Source organism: Streptomyces sp. NPDC088812 (assembly GCF_044750285.1).
Taxonomy (GTDB): domain Bacteria; phylum Actinomycetota; class Actinomycetes; order Streptomycetales; family Streptomycetaceae; genus Streptomyces.
The window spans coordinates 54,712-67,054 of the sequence record NZ_JBIVJP010000009.1 but is presented as its reverse complement, the minus strand read 5'-3'; the positions used below and the strand labels follow the sequence as shown (position 1 = coordinate 67,054).

General features: G+C 72.4%; 15 protein-coding genes. 3 read left to right on the top strand and 12 right to left on the bottom strand.

Annotated features, from left to right (window positions below; all coding sequences use genetic code 11):
• Positions 1 to 164: 164 nt before the first annotated feature.
• The 5 genes from ACIP67_RS17560 to ACIP67_RS17540 all read right to left on the bottom strand — a co-directional run bounded on the left by ACIP67_RS17560 (position 165) and on the right by ACIP67_RS17540 (position 5,048).
• Positions 165 to 944, bottom strand: coding sequence for an HAD family hydrolase (locus tag ACIP67_RS17560; RefSeq protein WP_401692624.1), 780 nt, complete (start codon positions 942 to 944; stop codon positions 165 to 167).
• Positions 893 to 1,771: a winged helix-turn-helix domain-containing protein gene (locus tag ACIP67_RS17555; protein ID WP_401692621.1), complete on the bottom strand. Its 879-nt coding sequence runs from the start codon at positions 1,769 to 1,771 to the stop codon at positions 893 to 895. Before ACIP67_RS17555 ends, ACIP67_RS17560 begins: the two co-directional genes overlap by 52 nt.
• A gap of 19 nt (positions 1,772 to 1,790) precedes the next feature.
• Positions 1,791 to 2,702 carry a winged helix-turn-helix domain-containing protein gene (locus ACIP67_RS17550; RefSeq protein WP_401692620.1) on the bottom strand — a complete coding sequence of 304 codons (912 nt, stop codon included), beginning with the start codon at positions 2,700 to 2,702 and terminating at the stop codon, positions 1,791 to 1,793.
• Positions 2,703 to 3,034: 332 nt separating this feature from the next.
• Positions 3,035 to 4,291 (bottom strand): GNAT family N-acetyltransferase, encoded by a 1,257-nt coding sequence (locus ACIP67_RS17545; RefSeq protein ID WP_401692619.1) that lies wholly within the window; start codon positions 4,289 to 4,291, stop codon positions 3,035 to 3,037.
• Positions 4,292 to 4,454: 163 nt separating this feature from the next.
• Positions 4,455 to 5,048 carry an aerial mycelium formation protein gene (locus ACIP67_RS17540; protein ID WP_401692618.1) on the bottom strand — a complete coding sequence of 198 codons (594 nt, stop codon included), beginning with the start codon at positions 5,046 to 5,048 and terminating at the stop codon, positions 4,455 to 4,457.
• 158 nt (positions 5,049 to 5,206) lie between these two features.
• Between ACIP67_RS17540 and dtd the strand changes: the two genes are divergently transcribed.
• Both dtd and ACIP67_RS17530 read left to right on the top strand, forming a co-directional pair.
• Positions 5,207 to 5,632, top strand: coding sequence for a D-aminoacyl-tRNA deacylase (gene dtd / locus ACIP67_RS17535; RefSeq protein ID WP_401692617.1), 426 nt, complete (start codon positions 5,207 to 5,209; stop codon positions 5,630 to 5,632).
• Positions 5,633 to 6,075: 443 nt separating this feature from the next.
• The gene (locus ACIP67_RS17530) at positions 6,076 to 6,321 is read left to right on the top strand and encodes a hypothetical protein (protein WP_385070283.1); all 246 of its coding nucleotides are present in this window, start codon (positions 6,076 to 6,078) and stop codon (positions 6,319 to 6,321) included.
• Positions 6,322 to 6,401: 80 nt separating this feature from the next.
• Here the strand turns inward: ACIP67_RS17530 and ACIP67_RS17525 are convergent, their stop codons facing one another.
• The 6 genes from ACIP67_RS17525 to ACIP67_RS17500 all read right to left on the bottom strand — a co-directional run bounded on the left by ACIP67_RS17525 (position 6,402) and on the right by ACIP67_RS17500 (position 11,584).
• Entirely contained in the window at positions 6,402 to 7,367 is a 966-nt protein-coding gene (locus ACIP67_RS17525) for a YgfZ/GcvT domain-containing protein (RefSeq protein WP_401692616.1), read from the bottom strand.
• 10 nt (positions 7,368 to 7,377) lie between these two features.
• Positions 7,378 to 7,839: a Fur family transcriptional regulator gene (locus tag ACIP67_RS17520; protein WP_401692615.1), complete on the bottom strand. Its 462-nt coding sequence runs from the start codon at positions 7,837 to 7,839 to the stop codon at positions 7,378 to 7,380.
• A 35-nt stretch (positions 7,840 to 7,874) separates the two neighbouring features.
• Positions 7,875 to 8,450, bottom strand: a complete 576-nt coding sequence (locus ACIP67_RS17515) for an FABP family protein (RefSeq protein ID WP_401692613.1) — start codon at positions 8,448 to 8,450, stop codon at positions 7,875 to 7,877.
• 232 nt (positions 8,451 to 8,682) lie between these two features.
• Entirely contained in the window at positions 8,683 to 9,696 is a 1,014-nt protein-coding gene (locus ACIP67_RS17510) for a hypothetical protein (RefSeq protein WP_401692611.1), read from the bottom strand.
• Positions 9,693 to 10,646: a hypothetical protein gene (locus ACIP67_RS17505; RefSeq protein WP_401692610.1), complete on the bottom strand. Its 954-nt coding sequence runs from the start codon at positions 10,644 to 10,646 to the stop codon at positions 9,693 to 9,695. Before ACIP67_RS17505 ends, ACIP67_RS17510 begins: the two co-directional genes overlap by 4 nt.
• A complete protein-coding gene (locus tag ACIP67_RS17500) occupies positions 10,643 to 11,584 on the bottom strand; it encodes a hypothetical protein (RefSeq protein WP_401692609.1) in 942 nt (313 codons plus the stop codon). The genes ACIP67_RS17505 and ACIP67_RS17500 overlap by 4 nt, the downstream gene beginning before the upstream one ends.
• A 101-nt stretch (positions 11,585 to 11,685) precedes the next feature.
• Between ACIP67_RS17500 and ACIP67_RS17495 the strand changes: the two genes are divergently transcribed.
• The gene (locus ACIP67_RS17495) at positions 11,686 to 12,048 is read left to right on the top strand and encodes a DsrE family protein (RefSeq protein ID WP_401692608.1); all 363 of its coding nucleotides are present in this window, start codon (positions 11,686 to 11,688) and stop codon (positions 12,046 to 12,048) included.
• Here the strand turns inward: ACIP67_RS17495 and ACIP67_RS17490 are convergent.
• On the bottom strand, positions 12,042 to 12,302 hold the full coding sequence (locus ACIP67_RS17490) for a DUF3099 domain-containing protein (protein ID WP_401692607.1): 261 nt from the start codon (positions 12,300 to 12,302) through the stop codon (positions 12,042 to 12,044). The two genes, ACIP67_RS17495 and ACIP67_RS17490, sit on opposite strands and share 7 nt — an antisense overlap.
• Positions 12,303 to 12,343: the final 41 nt, after the last annotated feature.

The window sequence follows — 12,343 nt, the reverse complement described above, 5'->3', positions numbered from 1 at the left end:
CAGGCCGCCAGGCCGCCGGGCCGCCAGGCCGCCGAGGCACAGGGCCGCCGAGGCACAGGGCCGCAGGGGCGCGGGGCCACCAGGCCGCCGAGCCGCCAGGCCGCCGGGCCAGGCCGCCGAGCCGCCGAGCCGCCGAGGCACAGGGCCGCAGGGCCGTCGGGGGATCAGCCGACGCGGGCGCGGACCGGCGCGGTTCGCCTCACCTCGGTGAGCACGGGTTCCAGTGACGCCACGACGCGGGTGACGCCCGCGTCCCGCAGGAGCGCGGCCTTCGCCTCGCCCCGCGCGTAGCCCAGGAAGGGGACCCCGGCCTCCGCCGCGGCCAGGGCGGCCGTGGGCGAGCCGCCGATCGCCAGCGCGTCGTGGGGTGCCGCGCCCAGGGCGGCGAGTGCGCGGTGCAGTGGGTGCGGGCGCGGCTGCGGACGGCCGAGGTCCGCCGTGCGGCCGTGGACGGAGGAGGCGAAGCAGGACGTCAGACCACGGCCGGCCAGGTACGCGGCGACCGCCCGCGCGGAGACGTCCGTGGTGATCGCCATCCGCACACCGAGGGCCGTCCACGTACGGATCAGGGGGTCCGCGTACGCCGTGGGCATGGCGGAGGGACAGGCCCGCGTCTCCGCCCGGGTCAGCTGCTCCTCCAGCTCCGCCACCAGGTCGCCGCCCGGGTGCGCGCGGTCGACGGCGCGCAGGACGGCCAGGGGGTCAGCGGTCCGCCGCTCGGACTCCGTCAGCAGGCCGGCCAGGTCCCGTTCCCGCAGCCATCGCACCAGCGTGTGCGCCACGTCCTCCGCCGGACACCCGGCGAACAACCGGCAGATCGGCCCGTCGAAGTCCCACAGGACCACTTTCGCCCCGACGACCAGTTCCCGGAACTCGCTCGATTCAGCAGTCACTAGGTGAGTGTCAGGTCCGAGGTGATGGTTTCCCAGAGGGCGTCGAACCATTTCCGCGACTCGTTCACGAAAGCCTCCTCGTTCGGACCCCGGCCCGACGCGAAGGAGAAGAGCAGCGACTGGAAGTCGAGCACGTCGTACATGTTCAGCGTGGCGTCGTCGATGGCCTCCTCGCGGCGCGTGACCGTGTAGTACGCCATCAGCGCCTCCGCCCCGTTGAGGAGGTACAGCTTCACCGGCGGGGTGAAGGGCAGCGCGCGGAAGGCGACGCTCACGTCGATGCCGTGCGAGGAGCGCAGCGCCACGAGGTTGTGCCGCAGCACCTGCCCCTGGGCGTTGCGCATCGCGAGCCAGCGCCGGTGCACCCGGTCCTCGCCGCCCTGGCCCTCGATCGAGACCGGGAAGGCGAGGTCGATGTCGCGGGACGGCAGCAGGATGCGGACGTCGACCCGCTCCGGCCGGATGCGGCCCTCGTGGATGCGGCGCAGCGGCTCCCCCAGGGCCAGCATCAGGCTCCCGGCCGTGAGGCAGACCGCGTCGATCCGGACGTGCGGCACGGTGAAGGCGTCCGCGAGGCGGGGGGCCAGCGCCACCATGGTCGGCTGCGGCTCCTGCCCGTACGCGTCGGTGCTCGGCGCGGCGACGCGTGGCGGGCTGCCCTTGTTCACGTTGCTGAGCAGCCCGTCGTCCTGGAGCAGCCGCAGGGCCTGGCGGACGGCGCCGCGCTCCACGCCGAACTCGTCGGCCAGTTCGGCCTGGGTGGGCAGACGGTCGCCGGCCTTGAGCTGCCCGCCCCGGATGCGTTCGCGCAGGACGTCGGCGATCTCCCGGAAGCTGAGCCGCCGGCTGCCGTTCACTGCCGCACTCTCCTCGGTCACACGCCCACGGTACGGCCCTTCAGCCGCCCAGGTGCAGGTCCGAACTGATGGTCTCCCACAACGCGTCGAACCACAGGTGGGACTGCTCGACGAAGGCGCGGTCGCGCGGTCCGGCGGCCGCCTCGAAGCCGAACAGCATCGACTGCGCCCCCTCCGCGTCGTACATCTCCACGCGCTCGTCGTCGATCCCCGCCTCACGGCGCCTCACGGTGTAGTAGGCGAACAGGGTCTCCGACCCGTTGAGGAGGTAGAGCTTGACGGGCGGGGTGAAGGGCAGCGCGCGGAAGGCGACGCTCACGTCGATGCCGTGCGTGGAGCGCAGCGCCAGCAGGTTGTGGCGCATGACCTGCGCCTGTGCGTTGCGCGTCGCGAGCCACTGCCGGTGGACGGGACGGTCCCGGCCCGCGCCGTGGCCCTCGACCGGTACCGGGAAGGCGAGGTCGATGTCCCGGGACGGCAGCAGGACCCGCACGTCCACCCCGGCCGGTTTCAGATGCCCGGCATGGATCAGACGCAGGGGTTCACTGAGGGTGAGGGTGAGGGTGGTCGAGGTCAGGCACACGGCGTCGATACGGACGCGCGGGGCGGCGAAGGCCGCGGTGATCCGGGGGGCCAGGGCCACCGCGGTGGGCAGCGGCGGCGCCCCGGAGCCGAGGGGTCCGTCGTCCGGGGCGGCGGCGATGGTCGCCGGGCTGCCCTTCGACACGTTGGTCAGCAGCCGCTCCTCGTGCAGGACGCGCAGCGCCTGCCGTACGGTGCCGCGCTCCACGCCGAACTCCTCGGCCAGCTTGGCCTGCGTGGGCATGCGCTGCCCCGGCCTGAGCTCGCCGGTCCTGATACGGGCGCGCAGTTCGTCCGCCACCTCGCGGTAGGAGCGCTGAGGCGGCCGCGGTCTCCGTCGACCGTTGACCAGGGCACTTTCCGACGTCACAGCAGAACAGTACAACTTTGCGCCATCTTACGGCAGTTGCTCGGTAGATGGTTACCAGACACTTCCAAGTCGGCACCATATTGGCTAAGTTGGCGACCAACTCGTCCAACATGGCCGTACTTCGCGGGGTTGGTCGGGCTTCCCTCCGGAGGGGAGCCGGGAGCCCGGCCGTTCAGCGCACACCACGCACGGACAACCGATCGGCACAGCCACAACCGAACAACGGGCACGACCGCACAGCCACAACCGAAGAACGGCACCACAGCACAAGGCCGGATCGGCCGCAGCGGCTACGGATCACGCACGGCACCGCCCCGACGGCAGGAGGGAGCTCAGAACATGTCCGGGCACCAAGGCCGCCTGGACGTGCGCAGCAGGGCGTCGGCCGACCTGGCGGCGCCCGCTCGTTCTTCCCCGACGCTCCCCAGCGCCGCCAGCCGGACCGCGGACTCGTCGCCCAGCCACAGCCTCGCCAGCCCGGCCACGTCCAGCGCGAGGTCGGCGCTCTCCGTCGTCGGGGTGCAGGACCCGCCCAGCGGCGACGCCTCCAGCCGGAACCGGCCCCCGGTCAGACCCCCCGGGTCGGCCACGTCCAGCACCAGCGTCCCCTCCGCCCCGTACGTCCGCGCCTCCAGGGCCCGTACGACGTCCAGGATCCGCACCCACAGCCAGTCCGCGTGCGTGGCCGTCCGCGCGGACCGCGAGTCCGGCAGCAGGAAGGGGAGCAGGTCGTCGGGGGCGCGCCAGCCGCTCTTCACCTGCGTGACCCAGTCGATCGAGCAGAGGTAGCGCCACAGCGCGCGCTCGGCGGCCGGAGTTGCCGCGAGCAGCCAGTTCACGCTCACCGTGTGGTGCGGGCGCATGTCGGGCCAGTGGTCGTCCGAGGTGTACGAGGCCAGGCCCTCGACCTCGCCGTCCGGCGAGCGGTACAGCGCGTAGAAGGGCTCGGTCCACGACGACTCGAACCGTACGGCGCCGGTGTTGCGCTGCCACCACAGCTCGTCGCGGTCGACGGCGCCCGGCTGGGCGCGGCGCACCCTCTCGTGCAGGTCGGGGCCCACCTTGCGGACGTCCTCGCCCTCGACGAGGTCGATCCGCCCGCCCGCCTCGTCCTGGCCGGAGCGGCGGGGGTCGAGGCCGGTGCGCGGCACGTCGACGGTCCACTCGGTCGCCCAGGTGGCCGGGCCGAAGCCGTACCGGCCGTAGATCGGGTACTCGGCGGCGATCAGGGTGGCGACGACGGCGCCGCGCTCCTTCGCGGCCGCCAGGTCCTGGCCCATCATGCGGCTGAGCAGGCCGCGGCGGCGATGGGTGGCGGTGACGGTGACGCCCGTGACGGCGTTGGCCGGGACGTACCCGCCGCCGACGGCCGTGACCTGCTGGTCGAAGGACTTGAAGGTGGCCACGCACCGGCCCGCGTCGAAGGCGCCCAGGTAGCGGCCGGGGACGAACTGGGTGCGGCGGTTGCTCAGCTCGGTCTCCCCGACCACCGGTTCGCGCAGGAAGCCGGTGTGCACGGCACGGAGCCAGTGGGGGAACTCGTCTTCGGTGACGGGACGTATGTCGAGGGCGTCGGCTCGGTGGGTCATGAAGTCACCGTAGGCGGGGTGGGGTGGGTGCCGTCGAGGCCTTTTCGGCCCCTCCACGCGCGGCCCCCGCCCGCCCCGTACGACCACCTGCCGCCTGCCGCCTGCCGCCTGCCGCCTGCCGCCTGCCGCCTGCCGTGTGTGCGCTCCGCCCGGTCCGCCCGGCCTACACCAGCAGGTCGTCCACCTGTGCCTCTCCCTCCCGGTACCGGCGGGTGATCTCCGCGCCGCAGCCGTCCGCCGTCCGCTGGAGGCGCTGCCGGCAGCGGGAGACCTGCTGCTCGCAGCCGACGAGGCGGGCCATCGCCTCGTGGAGCTCCGGGTCGGTGCGGGCGGCCAGGTCGGAGAGCTCGACCTCGGCGAGCATGTCCGCGGCCAGCCGCCCGTACTCCTCGCTGTGCGGGGTGCCCAGGGTGACGTGGCGGGCGGAGGAACGGTGGCGGGCCGGGGCATCGGTGAGGATCTCCGGCAGGCGGGCGACCACGGAGTCCCCGGCCGGCTCGGGCACGGCCGCCGGCCCGCGGCGGGCCAGCTCGGCGCGCAGGATGTCGATACGGCCCTGGAGGAGCCGTCGTACGTAGCTGAGGTCCGCCTCGTCGCGCTGCGCGTCCCGGCGCAGGGTGCGCAGCTCGGGCAGGCTCAGGCGGGCCGTGTCGTGCTCGGGCGGCTCCGCGGGCAGCCTGCACGGTGGACTGTCGGTGCGCTGCACGGGCGGCCGCTGGGTGGTCGTCCCCAGCGGCCCGGTGCTTGGTGTGCTCATGTGGCTCTACCGTCCCCTCGACCGGCGTGTGGAAGCATCGTGCCACCCCAAGTGACCCCTATGTGACCGAGTGCCCCCGAACGGCCCAGATCCGGGCCAAAGGATCAAAAAGAATCCCCTGGCCGGCGGTTGCGGGGGCGCACGGCATGATGGTCCGCATGCGTGCAGTGGTGCAGAGGGTGGACGGCGCGAGCGTCGTCGTGGACGGCGAGACGGTGGGCGAGATCGCCGGCGAGGGCCTGTGCGTCCTGGTCGGGGTCACCCACGAGGACACCGAGGAGAAGGCGGCCCAACTCGCCCGCAAGCTGTGGTCCCTGCGGATGCTGGCCGACGAGAGGTCGTGCAGCGACATCGACGCGCCCCTGCTGGTCATCAGCCAGTTCACCCTGTACGGCGACGCCCGCAAGGGCCGCCGGCCCACCTGGAACGCGGCCGCCCCCGGCGAGGTCGCCGAGCCCCTCGTCGACGAGGTGGTGGCGCGGTTGCGCTCGCTGGGCGCGACGGTGGAGACGGGCCGCTTCGGCGCGCGGATGCGGGTGTCGCTGACGAACGACGGCCCGTTCACCGTGCTGATCGAGGTGTGATCCGGACCGCCGGGACAGGACGCCACAACTTCGGCCCGGCTGTCGGCAGTTGTTCCCGAGTTGTTTATGGATCCCTGCCACGTGGGGATAAGTACAGCGAAGTTGGTTGCCAACTTGGCCATGTTGGCGGAAGACGTCGCCGGATCCCAGACTTCCCTGTCAGCCCAGGTGGGTCGGACCCGAGGTCACCGGCAACCGATCACCGGGGCCTGTAGCAGCAGGCCCCGGAAGACCCGGACCGCCCCGGGGGTCACAGGCCTCCGGGGCGGCAGTCGTGCTTTCCCTACGGAGAACGGTGGAGTGCCCCTCCCCTTCCCGCCGTATCCCTTTTCCCGTACCCCGGCGCGGTGTTGCGCGGCCCGGACGCTGGGCATCTCTCCGGCACGGTGCACGCGGCTGCTACCGCGGGCGCCACTCACCTGGGCTGACGAAGGGAGCAGGGCATGGGACACCACCTGCCCGGAGAAAGGGGATCCGGCTCACCACCGGAGACGAGGGACGGGGGCGCCGGCGTCGCGCGGCTGCCGATGTCCAACGCGATCGCAGCGGTGATCATCGCCGTCGCGGCGCTGCTGGGCGGCATCACGGTGCTGCTCGTGATGCCGGGGACGCTCGAGGCGCTGGGCACCGCGGTGACGATCAGCGGTTCGGGCTTCACGCTGGCGGCGAAGATCGCCGTTCCGCGCTGACCCGGTCCGCCGCACCGGCACCCCGCCGGGGCCCGCCGTGCGGGGCCCGGCGGGCGAGGGCCGCTCGGGGTTCCCCGCGCTCAGGGTTCCACGACGACTTCCTGGGACGCCGCGGTGCTGTCCGCGACCAGGGGGGCGTCGACCGGGACGTTCCGTTTGACCAGGGCCAGGGCCACGGGGCCGAGTTCGTGGTGGCGCGCGGACGTGGTGATGAAGCCGATCTTGCGGCCGTCCGGGCCGTCGGCCGCCAGGCGCAGCTCGGTACCGGCGGGCGGGAGGTGCACCTCGCTTCCGTCAAGGTGCAGGAAGACCAGGCGGCGCGGGGGCTTGCCCAGGTTCTGGACGCGCGCGACCGTCTCCTGTCCGCGGTAGCAGCCCTTCTGGAGGTGGACCGCGGTACCGATCCAGCCCAGTTCGTGCGGGATGGTGCGGTGGTCGGTCTCGAAACCGAGCCGCGGGCGGTGCCGCTCGACGCGCAGCGCCTCGTGGGCGAGGATCCCGGCCGCGGGACCCGCCTTCCCGGCGTACGACTCCAGATCGGCGCGCGGGAGGAAGAGGTCGCGGCCGTACGGCGTCTCCCGGACGACGACGCCCTCGGGCACCTCGGCGATGGAACCGGCCGGCAGGTGCACCACCGCGAACGCGTCGGTCCGGTCGGCGACCTCGACCCGGTAGAAGAACTTCATCGACTCCAGGTACGCGATCAGGGCGTCCTGGGTGCCGGGTTCGACATGGGCCCAGACCGTCGCGCCGTCGTCGACGAGGTAGAGGGCGTGCTCGATGTGGCCGTTCGCGGAGAGGATCAGCGCCTCGGTGGCCTGACCCGTGGGCAGGTCGGTGACGTGCTGGGTGAGCAGGAGGTGCAGCCAGCTGAGCCGGTCCGCACCGGAGACGGTGACGACTCCCCGGTGCGAGAGGTCGACGAATCCGGTGCCGTCGGCGAGGGCGCGCTGCTCGCGGAACAGGTCGCCGTAGTGGGCGGCGACGCCTTCGTCCACACCCTCGGCGGGAACGGCGCCGGGCAGGGACAGCAAGGGGCTCTTCATGAAGACAAGCCTACGACTCGGTAGTTGAACTTTCGCTGGTCGAGCCCTTGAGCGAGCAGTCCTTGCACCGGCCGAAGATCGCGAAGTGCTTCATGTCGGTCTCGAAACCGAACGTCGCGCGCAGCTTGGCCGTGAAGTCGGCGGCGATCTGGATGTCCGCCTCGATGACGTCCCCGCAGTCGCGGCAGACCAGGTGGATGTGGTGGTGCCGGTCGGCGAGGTGGTAGGTGGGCGCACCGTGGCCGAGGTGGGCGTGGCTGACCAGCCCGAGCTCCTCCAGGAGCTCCAGGGTCCGGTAGACGGTGGAAATGTTGACCCCCGACGCGGTCTTCCTCACTTCCACGAGGATGTCGTCGGGGGTCGCGTGCTCCAGGGTGTCCACGGCTTCGAGCACGAGTTGCCGCTGCGGGGTCAGCCGGTAGCCGCGCCGTCGCAGATCGCTTTTCCAGTCGGTGCCTTGGGTGCTCGCCACACAGGAGAGTCTAGGACCACTTGCAGACTCGAGGACTACTTGAAGAAGGCGATGCCGTCGTCCGGCATGTCGTCGGGCAGGGCCTTGGCCCAGCGCTCGACGTCCTCCGGGGTGACGACCTTCTTCAGGTGGGCGGACATGTAGGGGCGCAGCTCGACGTCGGGGGTCTGCTTCTCGCCGACCCACATGAGGTCGCTCCTGACGTAGCCGTACAGGCGCTTGCCGCCGGAGTACGGGCGGGAGGCCGCCGTCCGCGCCACCGCGTCCGTGACCAGGTCGATCTGGGGCTTCTTGTCGGCGAGCTCGCCGTACCAGATCTCGATGACGCCGTCGTCGCGGGTCATCGTGACCTCGACCTTGCGGGCGCCGTCGATCCGCCAGAAGCCGGACTCGGACTCCAGGGGCCGGACCTTGTTCCCGTCCTTGTCGAGGACCCAGGTGTGGGAGTGGTACTCCAGGAAGTCACGGCCGTCGTGGCCGAAGGTGACCTCCTGCCCGAAGTTGCACTTCTCGGAGCCGGGGAAGTCGTGCACGCCCGCGCCCGCCCAGCTGCCGAGCAGGAAGGCGAGCGGGACGAGGTCCTTGTGCAGGTCGGACGGGATCTCGATCATGAGTGGCAGTTCCTGGACGTGGTCGGTCAGCGCTGGCCCTGGTACAGCTTCTTCACGGTCAGCCCGGCGAAGGCGAGGACGCCGACGCAGACCAGGACCAGCAGGGCTTCGAAGAAGATCTCCACGGGGTGCTCCTCGGATGAGCGTGCTTCAGGTGTGCGTACAACAGGGCCGGGCCCCAGCTTACGCGGCCGGGGCCCGGCCCTCTCCGTGAGGTGTGCCCTCGCGGGCGTCAGCCCAGCAGCTGGCTCTGGAGCGTGACCGTCTGCTGGAAGGGGACGGCGGCGGCGCCGCCCTCGCGGCTCTGGAGGATCACCGCGTAGACGTCGCCCGCGGCGAGGGCCGCCGCCCGGACCTGTTCCGCGCCGTACGGCTCGGCCTCGGTGTGCAGGACGCGTGCGATCTCCGGCATCCCGGGCTTCCTCTCGAAGGTCTCCTCGTACGGGAGCGTCTCCGCGCCGCGCACCTGGTACACCAGGTCGGCGTAGGGGACGGCCTCGCCGGCCATGACGGTGTCCACGACGATCGCCGTGTCGAACTGGAGGAGGTAGATGCGGGTGCGGGTCCCGTCCGGGGTGGTCCAGCCACGGGCCGCGATGTGCCTCAGGCCGTGGTCGACGAGTTTCTGGCCCAGTTCCGCGCGGTCCTCCTCGAGCGTGTACTCGGCGAGGTAGTCCGCCGTCCTCAGCCAGCCGTCCGTGCCGCGCAGCGCCTTGTCCTCGGTGGCGCCCTCGGGCGCGGGCAGGAGGAGGGCGCGCAGGTCGGCGTGGTGGACGCCCTCCGGGTTGGCCTCGTCGAACGGGCCGGGGCTGCCCGACGGCAGCGGCGGCCTGGTGAGCGTGGGGTAGTCCCACCGCCCGTCCGACTCCGTCGCCAGCCCCGGTACGTCCGTCCGCTCCATGGCGGAGATGCCGTACGCCGTGGCCGTGCCGACCGCCGCGAACACGGCGACGGCGGCGGTCCAGCGCAGGACGGCCCACAGGACCCGGCGGTCCCGGGCGGGCCGGACCGCAGCGGATGCTTCGGCCGCGGCGGATGCTTCGGCCGCATCTGTCAGCTCCGGCACTTCGGTCGCCTCGGTCACGGCGGGCGGCGCGGGCGCGGGCGGCTCGGCCGCGGGCGGCTCGGGCGCCTCGGCCGCGGGCGGCTCGGGCGGCAGCTCGGGCGCGACGGCCGGCTCGCTCGCCGGATCCGCGGCCTGCCGCTGCCCGACCTGCCGCTGCCCGATCTGCTGCTGCTCGGTCATACCGCCTCCCCCGGCTCCGCTATGCGGTCGAGTTGTGTGCGCAGGAAGGTCGCCGCTCGTGCGGTGCCGAGCGGCTTCACGCCGGTCACGGTGGCGGTGACCAGGACGTCACCGACGTAGGCCGAGCAGTACATCGCGTCCAGTTCCTGGTCCTCGTCCTCGGGCGGCAGGAAGCACTTGGCGTCCTTGTGGCCCTTGATCTGCGGGCCCTCGCGGAAGATGTCCAGGGCGGCGAGGAACTCGTTCTGGAAGGTCGCGATACCCCGGACGGCGTTCTGGTCCGCCATCCGGGACAGCACGACGCTCATCGTGAACAGCTCCTCGTTCCCGTACGGGGCGGGCGGCCCGCTGAGGTAGCTGCGCATCGCCATGCCCTGGATGTGCAGCTCGTCGATCCGCTGTTCGAGCTGCTTGCGCCGGGAACGCGGCAGACCGCTCAGCGCCTCCTTCTGGAGGGCCGTGGCCTGGGCGCCGCCGAGCTGTGCGTCGGAGCCGTACTCGCCGAGGTCCGGGCCCTGCGTCCAGCCGTCGGTGCCGTAGGGCACGAGGGTGGCGGCGAGCCCGGTCGCGGTGGGCACCTCCGTCCGCACGGACGTCGTCTTCGGCACCTTCCACACCGGGGCCCCGGCGTCACGGTCGGCGCCCCGCACGGTCACGACGGTGCAGCCGACCCCGGCGAGGAGCGCCCCGGCCAGCAGCACGGACCCGGCGACCGCAGCGGCGCGGCCCCGCCGAGCGGGCTTCTCGGCGGATTCGGCGGGTCCGGCGGATTCGGCTGGTCCGGCGGATTCGGCAGGTTCGGCGGATTCGGCAGGTTCGGCGGATCCGGTCGGTTCGGCGGGCGCTTCCGCGGATTCTGCGGGCTCTGCGGGTGCCACAGGCAGCTCGGTCGGCTCGGTCGGCTCGGTCGGCTCGTCGGCTGCGGCCGGGGTGTTTCGCGTGTCGGTCACAGCCGCTCCATCTGCCGCTGGGCGAGATCCAGGATCGTCTTCATCTCGAACGGCTCGGCGCCGGAGGCGAAGACCTGCATCGCGATGTCCCCGCGCCAGGCGTAGGCCTTGGCCTCGTACACCGGCTCGTAGCCGGGCTCGGTCTTCGGCTCGGTGTGCACGTACGCCCAGCCGTCGCCGGTGCCGGGAATGGTCCAGCTGTCCGTCGTCTCGTCGTCCTCCTCCGCGCGCTGGACGTTGTGCGTGGCCTCCTCGGCCGAGAGGGCCTCCCGCTGCCGGTACTGGACCAGCCGGATCTCCACGGTGTACGCCGAGCCGACCTCCCAGCCCGTGACGGCCGCCCTGCGGAACTCCCAGCCGATGAGGTCATCGAAGATCACACCCGGCTCGGTGTAGGTGTCGGCGTAGGCGGCCATGTCCATCCAGCCGTCGTCGCCCAGCCAGTCGGCGTCCCTGGCGCCCTTCGGCTTCGACAGCAGCAGCTCGCGCAGGTCGCCGTCGGTCTTCACCCGACGGTCCTGCGCCGCCGGCAGCGGCTCGGGGGCCGGGCCCTTCGCCTGGGCGATCGCCGGCTGCGAGAGCGGCGGCAGCTTCGTCGGCTCGCGGTCGGCCTGCACCAGGTAGCCGGTGCAGGTACCGGCCACCAGGCCCAGCACGGCGGCACCGGCGATCAGCGCACCGGTACGCCGGCCACGCCGCACGGGCCGTGGTTCCCCGGCGGCTTCTCCCGCGACCTCGCCCTCGTTCCCGTCGGCCTCGCCTTCATCCCCGTCGGCCTCGACGAGTGCCTCCGGCGGCGCCTCGCCCGGTTTCCCGCCGGGTGACCCGGCGGGTAACCCGTCGGGTTTCCCTCCGGATTTCTCACCGGCTGTCTCGCCGGCTGTCTCGCCGGGTTTCTCCTCGGGCAGCCCGTCGGCGCCCGCCTCGCTCGTTCCCACACCGTCCCCCTCAGGACATGAAGCGCGTCTTCCGTATCGCGCTGCACAGGAGACTCATGGGTGCCAGAGGCAGTTGCAGCGATCTTGATTACGATTCAGGCATGGCGAAGAAGCTGGTGATCAAGGTGACGGCGGGGGCCGACGCCCCCGAGCGGTGCTCGCAGGCGTTCACGGTGGCGGCGGTGGCCGTGGCCAGCGGGGTCGAGGTGTCCCTGTGGCTGACCGGGGAGTCCGCCTGGTTCGCGCTGCCGGGGCGCGCCGCCGAGTTCGAGCTGCCGCACGCCGCGCCGCTGCCCGACCTGATCGACTCGGTCATGGCGGGCGGCCGGCTCACGCTGTGCACGCAGTGCGCGGCCCGGCGGGACATCACGGAGAAGGACGTCCTGGAGGGCGTACGGATCGCGGGCGCGCAGGTGTTCGTGCAGGAGTCACTCGCCGAGGACACCCAGGCCCTGGTCTACTGACGGCGCTTCTTGCCGTCCAGCTCGTCCCACCACTCGTCCGACGTGGGGTCCCCCGACGGGTCGTCCCACCAGCGGTCGTCAGGGCCCCGGCGGTTGGCGACCATCGCGGCGAGCGGCGGGATGACCATCGCGACCACGCACATCCCGACGGCCACGGGCACCGACCACAGGCGCACGACGCCCCAGGCCAGGACGAAGAGCCCGATGCAGACGCCCATCATGGCGAAGTACGTGTGGCGCCGCCGTGCGTACATACGTTCAGGGTAGGTCCGTGCCGCCGGCCCGGGCAGCCCGA

Coding starts and splice junctions, on each gene's coding strand:
- ACIP67_RS17540 (WP_401692618.1), bottom strand. CDS start 5,048: ATGAGCACACCAAGCACCGGGCCGCTGGGGACGACCACCCAGCGGCCG.
- dtd (WP_401692617.1), top strand. CDS start 5,207: ATGCGTGCAGTGGTGCAGAGGGTGGACGGCGCGAGCGTCGTCGTGGAC.
- ACIP67_RS17495 (WP_401692608.1), top strand. CDS start 11,686: ATGGCGAAGAAGCTGGTGATCAAGGTGACGGCGGGGGCCGACGCCCCC.
- ACIP67_RS17545 (WP_401692619.1), bottom strand. CDS start 4,291: ATGACCCACCGAGCCGACGCCCTCGACATACGTCCCGTCACCGAAGAC.
- ACIP67_RS17510 (WP_401692611.1), bottom strand. CDS start 9,696: ATGACCGAGCAGCAGCAGATCGGGCAGCGGCAGGTCGGGCAGCGGCAG.
- ACIP67_RS17515 (WP_401692613.1), bottom strand. CDS start 8,450: ATGATCGAGATCCCGTCCGACCTGCACAAGGACCTCGTCCCGCTCGCC.
- ACIP67_RS17560 (WP_401692624.1), bottom strand. CDS start 944: ATGGTTCGACGCCCTCTGGGAAACCATCACCTCGGACCTGACACTCAC.
- ACIP67_RS17490 (WP_401692607.1), bottom strand. CDS start 12,302: ATGTACGCACGGCGGCGCCACACGTACTTCGCCATGATGGGCGTCTGC.
- ACIP67_RS17525 (WP_401692616.1), bottom strand. CDS start 7,367: ATGAAGAGCCCCTTGCTGTCCCTGCCCGGCGCCGTTCCCGCCGAGGGT.
- ACIP67_RS17530 (WP_385070283.1), top strand. CDS start 6,076: ATGGGACACCACCTGCCCGGAGAAAGGGGATCCGGCTCACCACCGGAG.